Source organism: endosymbiont GvMRE of Glomus versiforme (assembly GCF_003546845.1).
In genome coordinates, this window is the sequence record NZ_NWVA01000001.1 from 254694 (window position 1) to 269846 (window position 15153).

16 protein-coding genes are annotated in these 15153 nt (G+C 31.2%); 6 read left to right on the plus strand and 10 right to left on the minus strand.

What is annotated here, in order from left to right; genetic code table 4:
• Positions 1–73 precede the first annotated feature (73 nt).
• Positions 74–1102 (minus strand): alpha/beta hydrolase, encoded by a 1029-nt coding sequence (locus GvMRE_RS01385; protein ID WP_147409505.1) that lies wholly within the window; start codon positions 1100–1102, stop codon positions 74–76.
• Positions 1103–1175: 73 nt separating this feature from the next.
• On the opposite strand from GvMRE_RS01385, the gene dnaG reads away from it, so the two are divergent.
• Positions 1176–2780, plus strand: coding sequence for a DNA primase (gene dnaG, locus GvMRE_RS01390; protein WP_147409506.1), 1605 nt, complete (start codon positions 1176–1178; stop codon positions 2778–2780).
• 642 nt (positions 2781–3422) lie between these two features.
• On the opposite strand, the gene GvMRE_RS01395 is transcribed toward dnaG, so the two are convergent.
• The 4 genes from GvMRE_RS01395 to GvMRE_RS01410 are packed head-to-tail and all read right to left on the minus strand — an operon-like array spanning position 3423 to position 7330.
• Positions 3423–3692, minus strand: coding sequence for a hypothetical protein (locus GvMRE_RS01395; RefSeq protein WP_147409507.1), 270 nt, complete (start codon positions 3690–3692; stop codon positions 3423–3425).
• Positions 3682–3900 carry a hypothetical protein gene (locus GvMRE_RS01400; protein WP_147409508.1) on the minus strand — a complete coding sequence of 73 codons (219 nt, stop codon included), beginning with the start codon at positions 3898–3900 and terminating at the stop codon, positions 3682–3684. The genes GvMRE_RS01395 and GvMRE_RS01400 overlap by 11 nt, the downstream gene beginning before the upstream one ends.
• Positions 3901–3911: 11 nt before the next feature.
• Positions 3912–4478 (minus strand): restriction endonuclease subunit S, encoded by a 567-nt coding sequence (locus tag GvMRE_RS01405; RefSeq protein ID WP_216361610.1) that lies wholly within the window; start codon positions 4476–4478, stop codon positions 3912–3914.
• Positions 4460–7330, minus strand: coding sequence for an N-6 DNA methylase (locus GvMRE_RS01410; RefSeq protein WP_147409510.1), 2871 nt, complete (start codon positions 7328–7330; stop codon positions 4460–4462). Before GvMRE_RS01410 ends, GvMRE_RS01405 begins: the two co-directional genes overlap by 19 nt.
• An 89-nt stretch (positions 7331–7419) precedes the next feature.
• Here GvMRE_RS01410 and GvMRE_RS01415 point away from each other — a divergent pair, with 89 nt between their 5' ends.
• Genes GvMRE_RS01415 through GvMRE_RS01430 form a run of 4 tightly spaced genes read left to right on the plus strand, consistent with a single transcriptional unit; the run spans position 7420 to position 10113 of the window.
• Complete coding sequence (locus GvMRE_RS01415) at positions 7420–7815, plus strand: hypothetical protein (protein ID WP_147409511.1); 396 nt, start codon at positions 7420–7422, stop codon at positions 7813–7815.
• A gap of 45 nt (positions 7816–7860) precedes the next feature.
• Entirely contained in the window at positions 7861–8436 is a 576-nt protein-coding gene (locus tag GvMRE_RS01420; RefSeq protein WP_147409512.1) for a hypothetical protein, read from the plus strand.
• 13 nt (positions 8437–8449) lie between these two features.
• Positions 8450–9124 carry a transposase gene (locus tag GvMRE_RS01425; RefSeq protein ID WP_147409513.1) on the plus strand — a complete coding sequence of 225 codons (675 nt, stop codon included), beginning with the start codon at positions 8450–8452 and terminating at the stop codon, positions 9122–9124.
• 2 nt (positions 9125–9126) lie between these two features.
• Positions 9127–10113 (plus strand): hypothetical protein, encoded by a 987-nt coding sequence (locus GvMRE_RS01430; protein WP_147409514.1) that lies wholly within the window; start codon positions 9127–9129, stop codon positions 10111–10113.
• A gap of 216 nt (positions 10114–10329) precedes the next feature.
• Here GvMRE_RS01430 and GvMRE_RS01435 read toward each other — a convergent pair whose 3' ends face one another.
• The 5 genes from GvMRE_RS01435 to GvMRE_RS01455 form a co-directional block, all read right to left on the minus strand.
• The gene (locus GvMRE_RS01435) at positions 10330–10518 is read right to left on the minus strand and encodes a hypothetical protein (protein WP_147409515.1); all 189 of its coding nucleotides are present in this window, start codon (positions 10516–10518) and stop codon (positions 10330–10332) included.
• A gap of 354 nt (positions 10519–10872) precedes the next feature.
• Positions 10873–11124, minus strand: coding sequence for a hypothetical protein (locus GvMRE_RS01440; RefSeq protein ID WP_147409516.1), 252 nt, complete (start codon positions 11122–11124; stop codon positions 10873–10875).
• A gap of 22 nt (positions 11125–11146) precedes the next feature.
• Entirely contained in the window at positions 11147–11713 is a 567-nt protein-coding gene (locus tag GvMRE_RS01445) for a dUTP diphosphatase (protein WP_147409517.1), read from the minus strand.
• 37 nt (positions 11714–11750) lie between these two features.
• The gene (locus GvMRE_RS01450; protein WP_147409518.1) at positions 11751–12197 is read right to left on the minus strand and encodes an HIT family protein; all 447 of its coding nucleotides are present in this window, start codon (positions 12195–12197) and stop codon (positions 11751–11753) included.
• A gap of 147 nt (positions 12198–12344) precedes the next feature.
• Complete coding sequence (locus tag GvMRE_RS01455) at positions 12345–14708, minus strand: adenosylcobalamin-dependent ribonucleoside-diphosphate reductase (protein ID WP_147409519.1); 2364 nt, start codon at positions 14706–14708, stop codon at positions 12345–12347.
• Positions 14709–14751: 43 nt separating this feature from the next.
• Between GvMRE_RS01455 and GvMRE_RS01460 the strand changes: the two genes are divergently transcribed.
• Complete coding sequence (locus tag GvMRE_RS01460) at positions 14752–15096, plus strand: hypothetical protein (protein ID WP_147409520.1); 345 nt, start codon at positions 14752–14754, stop codon at positions 15094–15096.
• Positions 15097–15153 lie beyond the last annotated feature (57 nt).

The following is a 15153-nucleotide window of genomic DNA, read 5'->3' on the forward strand; positions in this document are numbered from 1 at the left end:
ATATATATTCTTTTTTACTTGAAGTTTAACAATTTTGTTTGCCCAGCACAATAATTTTCACAAAATAACGAAATTAAAAATTTTTTTTTAAAAAAGTTACCAGCAATTCAGTAAAAGTGGAAAACTCTGACTTTTGGTGTTTGCTACCAATTCATCGTAATTTACCGACCAAAGCATCACCAATAAAAGGAACTTCTCCGTGGTCGGCTCCGATAAAAAAATAGCAATTAATATATGGTTGATTAACTGGATTTTTTTGAAAATGTTCCCAAATATTGTAAGAAGCTTTTCAAGAAATAGTGATATCAGCAGTGCCATGGAGCAAAAGCAGTTTGAGAGATAATTTATCTGGTAAAGCCGAAAGTGGGTTAATGTCTTCTAGTTTTTGTGAAGTTGGCAAAGCATGCTTCAAAAATCGTTCCGCAATTAAGCGACGTCAAGAATTAGCCTTGGCTCCGGTTAAACGTTTAAATTGAGCCGAAAAATTATCAAAAGGGGCCTCACAAATAAGGAATTTCACTTCGGAATGCTGATTCTGAAATAAACTTAACCAAAAAAGTAAAGTTGCTGCTCCCATAGAAAAGCCGTAAAGACCAATTTGTTGAGGTTGACAATATTTTTTGGTTCAATTGACAATATCTTCCAAATCATAGGCTTCAACTTTTCCTAAGGTAGTATACGATTTACCAGAAATTCCGTGATTTCGGGCGTCATAAATTACCACTTGGTAGCCTAATTGTAAAACTAAATGAACACAATAAAATAAACTCCATTGATTATTGGTTACTCCGTGACAAAAAATAATTACTTTCTCGTTGTTTTCATTAATAACTAAAGGGCGGATATTACTACCACGCAGAACTATTGAATCCTCTGTTGACAAGATTTGAAAGTTCTTTCATAAACCTAAATTCTTTAGAAAAGAAAAATAAGTCTCATAACGAGAAAGGACAATGAAATTTTGCCTAGTTTTTAATTTGTCTCTAATTTTGGCGTTAACTTGGTCCACAGACAATTCACTGTCCTCAATTGTTCCCTGAGAATTAGGAAAAACTCTCTTTTTTCAAAAAAAAAGAAACATTTTTTTAATTTTGCCAAACATAAAGAATTTTAATGACTTTTGCGAACATTTTTTTTGCAATGAAACAGATTATTCTTTCATATAAAAAAATGATATGGACCAAAAAGATTTGCTTCCTCTTTCAACAGAGAATATTCTTCAACTATTAAAAAGAGAACTTCGCTTGTCTTTTATCAAAAAAGGGAAAGATTATTTTGTGTCTTGTCCTTTTCATCAGGAAAAATCGCCATCTTTCACTTTTGAACCCGAAAAGAAAATTTTTAAGTGTTTCGGCTGTGGCTTTGGAGCAGGAAATATTTTTAAATTATGGACGCAAATGAAAAAAATTTCCGTAATTGAAGCCAAAAAAGAAATCAAGCAATTAGGCTATCAGGTCGGCTCCGAAGAAAATTGATTAGAGCAAGAAGAAATTAGCAAAGAAAAAAAACTCTTTTCCTTAGTGACGACAATTTACCAACATAATTTATTTTCCGTAGCAGGAAAAAAAGCACTTGCTTATTTAAAACAAAAACGACAGATTAATAAAGAAACTATTCAACAATTTGGATTTGGTTGTTCAGTCAATCACCGACAATTAACCAATTTATTTTCAGCAAGCAGCGAAGATGCCGAGCATTTACTTTTAACTAACCTTTTGCGAAGTAAGGAAAATAGCCAAATTATCGATTTTTTTACCGAAAATCAATTAATTATCCCTCTACAAAATGAGAAAGGAGAAATTGTGGCTTTTGCTGGTCGCAAAATTGAAACTACTGAATGAGATACAAGCCAAAATAAGTATCTCCACTTGCCAAATTATGAAAACTACCAAAAATCTAGTTTTTTGTATAATTACTTTCGGGTTAAGCAAATGGGAGAAAAAGATTTTTGTTATTTAGTAGAAGGGTTTTTTGATGTTATTAGTTTGACTCAAGCAGGAGTAAATAACTGCTTAGCTTCTTTGGGAACTAGTTTAAGTAAACAACAACTTAATCTGCTCAAAAAATTGAAAAAGAAAATTATCCTTTTTTTAGATGGTGATTCAGCCGGAAAGCAAGCCACTATCAAGTTAGCGATTGCTCTTTTAGCCCAAGATATTGAATGTGAAATTATTGATTGCTCTTTATCCTTAGACCCGGACGAAATTTGCCAGCAGAAGCAAGAAGAATTAGTCCAAATCTGTCAAAAAAAAAAAGACCCTTATTTGCATATCTTAGAGCATTTTGCCCAAGCGTGGGAAATTCTGGAGAATCCTCAAAGTATCGCTAGTTTCATTCGAAAAATAGCCAATTTATTCCGGGACTTTCCGCCCAAAATTCAAGAATTTTTACTCGAAAAATTGAGTGCGTTTACTAATTGGGACAAAGAAGAAATTAGAGAAGTTTATTTTGCTTACCAATCACAAACAAAAGCCCAAGAAATTAATAAAGAAGAAGAATTGTTAGCTTATTGCTGCCAAAATCGTCGTTATTGATTGATAATTCAACAAGAAAATTATTTTTTTTCTCAACTCGAGTACCGTTATTTATACCAATTGCTTCATAATTATTACACTACTAAACCTCATTTAGAATTTAATCTTGAAAAGTTAACTGTTGACAATAATTCTTTGAAAGAAAAAACTCGCCAATTGCAAGAAATTATTGATGACAATTTTAATCAAACTGATCCTATTTCTACGGCTAATTTTCTGAAATTACTTCAAGAAAGCAAAACATAAAAATGGATACTAGGAGAATAAAGTAAGAGCAGTAAAACAATTACGGAATTGCTTTTTGGCTGGTTAGGAGAAAGAAAATAAAAAATAATGCTAAATACTTTCACTAGGATGAACATTGATTACTCTAATAAGTTTAGGATTGTCTTCATCAAGAAAAAAAATCATTAAGTAAACCAAACCACTTCTTTGGTCAATTAACTTATAAGCCATAGCGTTTTAGAAACAGTGAATTAAGTTCTGTTTTTTTTTTTTTATTTTGATTTACAATAATCTTTTTTGAATACATAAAATCATAATAAAGAATATAATAAATATATGGTAAAAAGTCGCAAGAACTCTGATTGGCGGAGTAAAATTAGTTCGCAACAATTATCCGAATGAGGAAGCAGTGGCGGGCAACCAAAAAAATAATTAGTAATCAAAAAAACATAAAAGACTTAAAAAATAATAATTTTATATTGAAAGAATAAGCATTGATTAATAAAAAAGCGATTAAGATTGTTAAAATAATATATATTATGGTAAAAGAAAAAGAAGAAATGAAATGACTTTATGGTCAAAAACAATGAAATTTACAAGAATTACTACTTTTTTCATAATTAGTGTCCGCTTTAAACATAAATTTTAAGACTTTTTTGTAATTTACCAGCCAGCAAAAATATTCACAATATCCTGTCGAACAGTCTGTCGAGATTGTTCAACCTCTGTTAAAATTGTCTTTAATTCTTCGGCTTCGCTTGGTTCTAATCCCTCATTTTTGGCTTGATTAATCAGATTGATTAAGTCCAAATATAAAATTTCTTCTTCATCTAAAAAGTCGTTGCTTTCAATGGCTTTGGAACGGGCTTTTCTTTGAAGTTCATATATTCCATCTTGACAAGTTCTTACTTGCTCTAAATAACTATTGACCATATTTTTGTTTTTGGTGAGCAATAACTTTTAATTCTCGATTTAATTGTTGAGTTTTGTCTTGGTGTTTAGTAAGCTGTTTATCAAAAACGGCTCGTAAATTAGTAGCCATGAAAGCTTTGTATTCTTTGTTTTGCTTTTTGGCATGTTTTCTAGCAAACTCTATTTGTTTTTCGAGTTGCTTGATAGTTTCTTTTTGGTCTTGCTTCATGATAAGAATTTTTAATCATTTTCTCAAAGGCTAGCCAAAAACCTTTTTTCTTTGTCTTTTAGTAAGTTAATGCTTTGCTTCTGTCAATTAATTATTTCTTGCTCTTCTTTTAATTCCCTAACAAACTTTTCTTGAACTTCCAAAGGAGGCACAGGAATTAAAAAATTTTCGATAAAATCTTTTCTGAGTGCTCGCCGACCGTCCGTGCCTGTCATTGCTGTTTTGCCCTCTTCTAAAAAATTAGAACTTCGCAAGTAATAATAAACTCATTCAATCAATACTTCCTCCTTAGCTCTTAAAACAAAAAATTTGTTTGAACCAAAACCAACACCACTCTTTAAATACTTGGTAACGCTCATTTTGCCATTTTCAAAACAGGGAGTAATTTTAGCAATTAGCAAATCGTCTTCAACAAAATAAGCATAATCTTTACGAATATTTTCGATTTTTCTTGTCTGCTTAGGATAAACATACAAAGAATATTCTTTACAATCTTCCATCGGTAAAAAAGAAACTTCTAGGTTTTGCTTATTTTTTACTTCGGATTTGGAAGGATTAATTAAGCAAACATCTCTAATCTTTCTGTTCTCATAGCAGAGAGAGAGAGAGAGAGAGTAGAATTAAGATTATCGACAGTTTGACCGATATTTTGATAATTTGCTTTGATTTTTGCCAATTGCTCCACAGCTTTCTTCTGATTTTCTAAACTAGGAATCGGCACTTTAATTTCTTTTAAAACATTAGCATTAAATTGAGGTTGGGCAGTCCCTCCGATTAAGCTATTTACTTGATTTCAATATTCAGGAGTTTGAGAGAAACATCAATAATATTCTGGTAATATTTTTTCTTTATTAAATTTAATTCTAATCAAATCATTAGTAAAGATAGTTTTTTCATTACTCTGAAAAATGGCGGTTCTCCCACAATTTCCATGTCTAGCAACAATAATGTCTCTTTCTTTTAATAAAAACTTATCTTCACTTATGCTGTCAGGCAAATTGATATATTTCTTTTCTTGTTCTAAAATATTTCCGTATCTGCTGATGTCTCCAGTTTGAATAAACCTATATTTCCCTTTTTCACTGGCTTTGGTAGTATAACCATATTCAAAACTAGCAATTTCTCCTAACTTTTGGGTTTTAATTGGTTTCATAAGAGAAACAAAAAGAGGAAGTTTAAAATTATCAATTATTTGCTGAGCATTTTGAATACTTTGTTTTATTTTATTTAGTCCAGAAATGATTTTTTTCTGCTCTTCCAAGGAGGGAATTGGAAAAGTTATTTCGCCCAAAGAGGAAAAGTCTAAATAAGGCTGGGCGGTGCCTTTTTTGATATTTTCTACTTTTTCCCAAAAATTTTGCGATTGAAATAGGTGAAACAAATATTCGGGCAAAATAATTTCTTTGTCGATGTTTACTCTTGCTAAGTTGGAACTAAATATTGCTTTTTCTTCGCTTCTAAAAATCCCTGTTTTGCCACAAGTTGCTCCTACAATAGCAATAATAATTTCTCCTTTTTTCAAAAGAAGTTTTTCTTTATTAGTAATTGATTCAGGCAAATCTATATACTTCTTGTTATTATCAACTATTTCTCCCTGATTATTTATGTCGGAGATTTGGATAAATCTGAACTCTCCATCGCCTTGGGATTTTCCGGCATATCCATGTTCGAGAGTGGCAATTTTTTTCAATGGAACTAATTTTTTTGAACTTGACGAAATATTGCTTTGAGGAAAATTTCCCTTGTTAAGAAAGCTTCAATTATTCTTTTCGACATCTTGATAATAGATTTTAGTAAGTAAAGATGAGCTGTCTTTTTCTTCAACAACCACTTTTTCTCATAAAGAAATTAGATTTTCAACATCGTTAACTACTCCTTCAATTTTATTGCGATAAGCATTCAAAGTAAATCCATCATTTTTTATTTCAAAATATCAAAAAAAATCTTTTTCTTTTTTTTTATTCTGAACAACAATAATTGAGCTATTGCTACTCGTATAAGGCAAAAATACATTCCTTGGTAAGGAAATTATTGCTTGAATAGAGTAATTTTCGACTATTCATCTTCTAGTATTTTGATATTTCTTTCACTTTCGTTCAAAAAAATTTTCAGGCATGATTAAAACTGCTCTTCCGTTAGCTTTTAGGGCTTTTAGACAGTGTTGAATAGCCAAACAATCTCCATATTTACAGTTGATTGGATATTTATTTTTTCCATAATCAACATTATCAAGTCCGAAAGGAATATTAGTAATTACTACATCAAACTCTGAAGTAATAGAGTTAAGAGAACACTGAAAAGTATCTATTTGTTCAATATTATTGTGACCATCACCAAATAAAATCATATTCATTTTGGCAATTCTAGCTATCTTGGTCTTTTCATTGCCTCGAATGCTATTACTCAAAATTTCCTTAACTTCTTTGTCATCATCTACTACACTTTTGCTAATAGATTTAAAGGCTTCGATTAGTATTCCGCCTGTGCCACAAAAAGGGTCATAGATTTTTCCTTTAAGACGAGGTTTGGCAAGAAAGACTAGCAATTTTACTATATGACGAGGAGTAAAATATTCGCCTAAATCTTTTTCTCCTGAATTATATCTTTTCAAAAAATGCTCAAAGGCTTCTCCTTTAACATCGGTGGGGGTATTGTAAAAAGGCAAAGGAGTTAATTTGTCAATAATCTTTTCTAATATTTGTGGATTTTGAATCCGACTATCAATAAACAAGTTTTCTTTCTTATACTTTTCTTTGAAATTTTTTAAGACTATACCATTTACATATTTTCATAAATCTTTGCCTCTTTTTTGCGAAAATGAAGTTCAAAGGTCTTCTTTGTCAATAGAAGTAGGTTCGTTATTTTTTAGCTTTCTTTCTTCAACTTCGCTGAATATTTTCAAAAAAAGAATGTTAGCAAATTCCGAAAAGCGTTCATCACCTGCTTGTAAAACATCATGGCGAAGTAATTCATTGACTTCCTCAAAAACTTTTATCAATTCATTACGAGACAAAATTTTTTCATCTTCTTTATCGATTAGATGCGGCTGTTTGACAAATCTCAATGCTTGTTCTTCACTAGGCAAGTCTTCGAAATCTTCATTATTCATAGTTAATGTCTGCCGAGAACTGACATGGATAGCTTTAGTAAAGGTACTATCAGTAGCAATGACTAACGGTGCTTTAAAGATTTCAGCATATCCAATTCCTTGCTCTAAAGCTTTTTTCATATCTTCACCTTGGCGTTTAACTTCGATAATAATAAGAGGTTTTTTGTCTTTGTCGCATAAAACATAGTCAGCAGGTCTTCTATGAGGAGGGCAATTTCTTTCTCGTCAAACATTTTTTCCTTCTCCATTTAATATTCAACCTTTATTGGTTAGTGTTTCGTTAACTTCTAACTTAATATCCTCTTCAGTTAATTTTGGCATTATTTTGTTAAATTTCTTTAATTAATTTTTGACTTATGAATGATTTAAAACTTGGTGCTAAAAATGACATATAGAAAGAAACAAACATTATGGTAAAAAAAACAGCGCGGTGTCCTAGGTGTGGTGAAGTTGATTCTGCCAAATTAAAAACGATTGAAAAATTAAGCGAGGAAAGCAAAAAATTAAAAATAAAAATAGACAAGATGTTACAAGAGAGAGAAAAAGCAAATAAGCGATTTAGTGAAGAAGTGGAACTGATGAGAAAAAAAGCAGAATCTATTTTAAACAACAGCCATAAGACTCCTTATGAAAAGAAAATTGCTTTGTTTAAAGTGGTGGAAAAAATGGAGGTAGGAGATATGCCACTTGAAAAGAAAAAGAGAGTAAATTATATCTTACAAGCTCATCTATATAGCGACCTAGCCAAACAAAGCATGAAAGACTATAAAAAAATAACTGCGGAAACTTTCAGTAAGAGTAAATAATCCATAAAACTTTTATAATTATATAAAATATAATTATAGAGACTAATGGAGTATATTGTTAAAATCATTAGGGAAGAGAGAAGCAAAAATAAACAATTTTGACGATATACTTTTATTGATGTTAAAACTGGCAAAGAAAACTGATTTATAAGAAACTGCCAAATAAACTACATTAGTGGATTAATTGGGAGATTAAAACTTGATTGAGATGAAAATAGGAAGTGTAATCTCTACCGAGATTTCAGTCAAAATATTGCTGACCTTAAAGAAACAGAGGAAGAAGAGGATTTAGGTTTATGAGAAGAAAAGTTTGAGAAAAAAATCCAACAATTAGAAAGCAAACTCATTCACGAACCACCCAAACTTTTTAAAACTCACGAAAAACTCATTGAGTATCTAAATAAAGAATACAAAGATTTAAGTTCTTGAGAAAAAGTTGCTTTCAAGCTTGAAAAGCCCTCTCGAACTTTAAGAAGATGGAGAAAGAAAGTTTTTCGACCCCAACAGAAAAAAGGACCAAAATTTAAGATTGATAGAAAATCTTTTTACCATTTAGTTCTTTCCTTACAAAATGAAGAGGCAGGAACATTAAAAGAAGTATCCCAAATGTGTCTTTGATAAAACTGGTCTACGATTGAGTGTATCCACCATTTTTCGAATATTAAAGAAGATTGGCTATTCTCATCATGGAGTTCATTATCGTAATCCTAAACAAAAAGAAAACTTGCCAGAAACTTTGGACTTCATGGAAGAAATTAGTAAATTGCTTCCAAGACAGATTTTAGCTACTGATGAAAGTGGTTATCCTTTAAATCTTGCTCCTAAAAAAAGGTGAGGTCCCAAAGGCAAAAAGATAACCCGTTTTAAAAAGCATTATTCTCCTAATTACACTTTAATTCTACTTATTCACAATGTAGAAAATAAAGGAATTATTCATTGAGACTTAAAAGAGGGAGCAGTTGATACCGAGATTTTTACTAACTTTGTAAACAATATCAAACTGTCTGATAACGAAAAATACTACCTTCTCCTCGACAGACTTCCAGTTCATAAAGCTAAAAAGGTTATAGAAGCATTAAACAATAAAAATATAGAGCCAAGACTTATAGTGTCGGCTAATCCTTGGTTAAATCCCACCGAGGAGGTTTTTCATGTAATTAAACAATATGTAGAAAAACAAGAACCAAGAACTTATGAAGTGTTGAAAGCAACTGTTGCTGAAAAAATAAACGAATTACAAAAAGAAAGTTTAACCAAGTATTTTAAGGATTGTTTAGATTTTGATTTTATTCTCAAAAGCGGACACTAATTATGAAAAAAGTAGTAAGACATTATGAATTTAGTAAAAAAGAAGATAGAGAAAAAATTAAAGTATTATATATTCAAGATAAAAAACTACAGGGACATTTAGATTTTAGTGACTTCACTAGTTTAAAAGAACTAGACTGTTGTGATAATAACCTTACCTCACTGGAATTGTCAGGCTGTCCGAATTTGGAAAGTTTTAGTTTTTACAACAAACAACCCGTTGATTTCAATTTAAGTCGCAACATCCATAAAAAATTAAAATATTTAATTTGTGATTTTTCTAAACTTTCTGAACCAAAAAGAACTGAATATTTAAAATGGAGTTGGGAAAATATCCGAGATAAAGTCAACTTTCTATTGCCAGGTCTAGAAAAATTAATTGATACTTCTGATTTAGATGATTGAGTAGAGAATTATGATTGAAACAGAATAGGAGATGTTGAGTATCATAAATTTTGCGGCAATAAGGCAGGAGATAGAAAGTGAGTGGAGCAAGAATTTGGGTCCAAATATGCCAATTTCATAACAATTGAATGATTTAAATGCCTTGATTATAAAGCTCTTGATAGTCTTGGCGACAAAGTTTTTGCTCGTAAGTCAATTGTCCTTAAATGTTTACTAATTAGAAAAAAGAAGTTAGAAGATGATGAATTTAAAAAAGTCAACAAAAGATGAGAAGAAAAAAGAAACTTGTTAGCCGAAGGTTGTAATTTGTTGTCTAGAGGAAATCCCGTGATAAGAGTGTGAGATATAGAACAGCAAGAAGAAGTCGTCGATAAAGCCCTCGCAGGAGACATAGAATTATTAAGTAGACTACAAGATTTACCTTATTTAAAAGAGGAGTTTAATTTTAGTAAAAATCCCCAATTAGTTCTTAAAGAAATCATCGGACTAAAAGAAGAACTTCAAATGGAAAGAGAAGAAGTTGAAAAAGCTCTCCAAAAAGCCCAAGAGTGAAAAGAAAGGCAAATCAAGGAATTGAGAGAATAAAAAGACCAACAAATTTCTGAATTACAGAGCAAGATTGCTGAATTTGAACGGGAAAACCAATGACTTAAAGGTCAATTAGAGGGTCAACAGAACCAACAAACAGTCCAAATCATCCAACCCGCTTACGGTACCCCAGAACCCTCTAAAAAATAAATTCTCGATCAACCCTTCAAACTTTCCTAATAATCCTATTTTTCTTTCTTTGGAGTTTCTTACCTACTTTGGAAAGTATTGAAAAGAAACTTGTCCAAAAATTAGTATTTGAAGAAAATTCTTCACCTCGCAATTAGAGCAATGTTTTTTTGTATCCTCATGAGTTTCACCTCATTTTAAGGGACTTGACTGTTTTCCTTCAATTTGAGGATTGCCACCAGAAACTATTCCATAGCCAAAAGCATCTTTCATTTTTTCTTTTTCTCAATTGTCAAATTCAGAAGAAACAGTATAATCTATGCCCTCTTTAAACTTTTCAAGATTTTTTTTAAGAAAGACTTTTTTTATCTTTTATGCTTTTTATGTCAAACAACAAATTTTTCCTAATTCTTTTATTTTTCCCATTTTTCCTAATCTTTTTAATTGCCTGGGTTATTTATTGAAACTTTGGTAAAAAGCAACTAGCAAAAGAAAGAAAAAGGCGAGAATTTAATCGAAAATTGTTAACTCATACTCGGCATTTTTCTCCGGGGAGACTAAAATAGAAGTTGGCAAAAAAGCACTGGTAAGAAAAAGAGAAAACAAAAAAAGTCAAAATAAACTTGGTTATTTTCTAGAAAAATAATAACACAAAAGACCAACAAAAATAAATACAAAAAAGCCAACAATAAGCAGTATCATAGCAATTTTGTTCCTTTTGACTTGGTTTTTAGCACATTTTTTACAAATAATTTCGTTTCTTCAAAGCCCAGAAGTTTTTGCTACCCCTTCTCCTGGACGAATTTTTTTTTTACATCTAACACAACGTTTTAAAAATGTTTCTACTGGAAAAGAAGTTTCAATTTCAATTAAAGACATTATTTAAAAATTTTATCGGTAATTAAATATTTATTAAATTTTCTAATTGTCTTTTTTGGTTGATTTTATTTTTTTGTTTATAAACGTCTAGCAGTTTTTTTTCATCGAGTTTTGCTTGTCAGCATAATTTTTCAAAAGTTCGCAATCAGTCTTGGTAATTTTTCTCGGTTTTGTTGATCTTGCCTTTAATTTTTCTCGGTCGAGGCAAGTTAAGTTTTTTAGTTCTCTCGAAAAGGTTAAGCAAAAGGTTATTCAAAGCAAATTCTTTTTTACTCAAAAATTTTTGAAAGCGATATCCAACAAAATTAACTTTCGCGGAATTGGTCAAACTCAGAAAAAAATGTAAACAATCAATTAATTCTACTTGAACTTTTTTCAAATCTACTTTTTTATCCTTTTTTCAATATTTAAAAGTCTTTAATTCATTAGCCGCTTCTCCAATTTCGACAAATAAAGCAATTTTGCGCAAGAAAAAGGTGTCTTTCATTTCTAATTTGTTTTGCTGATGGATAAAAGTATCTAACTTTTTTTGCTCTTCTTGTAAAAAAACAAGAGTTTTTTGACTAAATACTACTGCTGATTTATTCATATTTTATTTAGGCTTTACTTTACTATTGTTTTTAATATTAATTAAGTTTGGTAAGTTCTATTTTTAACTTGTTCGCTGCTTGGGTTACTAAATCAATTGATTTTTCTTTTTGGACTTTTCAAACAAATCCTTTTTCTTCCTCCTTTTTTCCGTATTTTGGAATAATATGTAAATGAAAATGAAAAACACTTTGATAGGCTTCCTCTCCCATATTAGTAATAAAATTAAATCCCTGGGGCTTGAAAACGTTTTGTAATTTTTCAACTACTTTTTTTAAAAGAGGCAAAATACTATTTCAATCTTCCTCCTCCAACTCCGTAATATTTTTAGCATGTTCTTTAACTTTGGTAGAAATAATCAAAGTATGCCCTTTACTATTAGGATTGATATCTAAAAAAGCCAAGCATTTATTTTTTTCATCTTTAGCCACAATATGAGCAGATATTTCTCCTTTAATGATCTGGCAAAATGGACAATTTGACATATAATATGGTTTTTAATCACTATATCTCCAAACAGAAATAAAAACAGCCACGATTTGCTTCCTTGCCTTGTGAATATTAATTTTCTAAGATGAAAATATCTAAATTAGATGAAAGGAAAAAAGTAAGCAAAAACAACATTGTAGATATTAAATATCACACTTATCTTGAAGTTGACAACTATTACAAGTATAGCAGCCATTAGCCAAAACTAACTTTCCTTCTCCGCAAGTATGACACTTATCTTCATTTTTTAAGTCTTCAAAGCAATTATCATTTTTTTCTAAACTAAGCACTTGAAAATCCCTACTGCCATCCACATAAACAGTTCCGCCTTTGGCTCCTTTTTCATACAACATTTTGTAGATTTCTTTTACTTGTTCAATGCTATAACCCTTTGGAGCATTAACAGTTTTAGAGATTGAACTATCTATCCAGCGTTGAATAACACACTGAATATTAACATGCTTTTCGGGAGTTAGTTCCATTGCCGAAATAAAAATATCTGGTAAATTATCTGCACTATACTCAGGATGGTATTTTAATCACTCATTAACTATTGGATAATCCACTTTAATTCACTTTCCTAACCTTCCCGAACGGTAATGAGAAAAAGCAAAATAAGGCTCTAAACCCGTGGAAACGCCTACAAGAGTCCCCGTGCTGCCCGTCGGAGCAACGGTCAATAAATGAGAATTGCGTAAACCATGCTTTCTGATTTTATCTTGAATGTCTATTGGTAAAGTTTGGATAAATCCCGAATTTTCTACAAAAACATCTTTATCGATAAGGAAAGGAAACGGCTCTTTTTCCTGAGCCAGTTCAATAGAAGTTTCGTAAGCGGTTAAGCAAATAGTTTTGAATAGTTTGTCCACAAGTAAATTAGCCTCTGGCGAACCATATTTGTAACCAGCATAAATTAAAAAGTCATGAAGACCCATTACTCCCATGCCAATTCTCCTTTCTCCTTTGGCTTGCTCGGTATTTTCTTTTAAAAAGTAGTAAGTAGTGTCTATTACGTTATCTTGAAATCGAATACAACATTTTACCGTTTTTTCTAATTCATCTCATAAAATTTCAGAACTTTTTTTATTCACAAAAGAGGTTAAATTAATCGCACTTAAATTACAGACTGAATAAGGCGGTAAAGGCTGTTCCCCGCATGGATTAGTTGCTACTACTTTCTGATTATACCCTCGAGCATTAGTAAAATAGTTTGCTCGGTCAAGGAAAAATATTCCTGGTTCAGCCGAATAAGTAGCACAAGAAACAATTAAATTTCATAGTTCTAGAGCTTTAATAGTATAACACTTCTTTAATGGCAATTTATATTTTCTTTCTCACTCATAAGCGTCTCCTACTTCACGCCATTTTTGGTCATAAAGCATTTTTTCTTCTTCAGAATAGCTATCTAAATCAGGAAAAACTAAGTCTCATTCTTGGTCATTTTTCACTGCTTCCATAAACTTATCTGAAATGCAAACTGAAATATTGGCTCCACTTAAAAAGTCAGGGTTTCGAACCTGGTAATTTTCTCCTTTCTTTTCCAGTCTGCTATTAATTTCTCTTTTAATCAGTTCACTCTTATCATTTTTAGCATTTTCATACAGCAAAAGCAAAACAGCAGGATTTTGGATTTTAGAAACTACAAACTCAACAATATCAGGGTGTCAATCGGCTAACATAATCATTTGAGCACCTCGGCGAGAGCCCCCTTGTTCTATTAAATGCGTTAGTGAAGAAAGATAATTTAATCACGAAACTGCTCCGCTTGATTTTCCTCCTACGTCTTTGGCAGAGAAGCCTTTAGGTCTTAAAGTGCTACCATTACTTCCTACTCCTCCGCCTCTTCTCATAATTTCGGCTACTTGGGCAAAATGTTCGCTAATAATTTCCTTAGTTGAGTCAGGAATGTAAGGCATAACATAGCAGTTAAAAAAAGTAACATTGTTTCTGCTTCCGGCACCATAAAGTATTCTTCCCGCCGGAATAATTTTAAATTCTCTAATTTGTTTTTCAAATTCAGAGCCATATTTAGCCTTTAAATCATCATCTTTTTCAGGCTTAGCAATGGCATTACCCACTCTCCAAGCAATTTGTTCTCAAAATAATTCTAGTGGTTTTTCAATTTCGAAAGTTTGCTTAATTATTTGTCTTGATTGGTTTTTTTGGTATAAAAGATTAGGGTCGATATTATTTTCAAATTCTTCCTCAATTTCAATAACTCAAAAGTCAGTACCATTATCAGTAAGTTTATTAACTATTCTACCAACACCTTTACTGGGGAATTTTGGGTCATATTTAATATTAGTAAGAACTATATCTCCTACTTCAAGAGAATTCAATTCTTTATCTTTTTGGGAGTAGCGGTCTAGCATGACTAAGCGAGATATCCCATGTAAAGACAGATGAAAGTTTTTTTGGATAGGACAAAGATGGCTAAAACGGCTGTCAATCAGGCTATTTAAGCGATTTATACAGGTTTCAGGGTAGGCACTATTTTTGTGGTTCATATAAAAATTTTGGCAATAATATACAATTTTACACCAAATAAATATGAAAACAAAAATTAATCAAAAATCCAAAATAAAACTATTGACAAATACTAAACAGTTTCGTGAGACCCTATGTGATAGATGCCATCGCATTTTTTACAGGAAACTAGTCCCAAGCAAAGAAAACGGCAGACAGCTAACTAAAATCAACGACATTACCTACTGAAGTGGTGGCAAACTTTGAAAAGATTTTAGAATACTATGTCGGCTATGCTTAAAGACTTGGTTCGAAAAATATCCGCTTGATTTTGCGGATTTAGTGAAAGAACAATCCAAAAAAAGAACTTTTCATCACTATCGCCACCTAAATTTGTTAACCGCTAAAAAGGAAATCTACAAAAAATAAAAGTTTATAAAGAATAGGCAAAATTTCTTTTTTATCAAAATCTTAAATGTATTTATT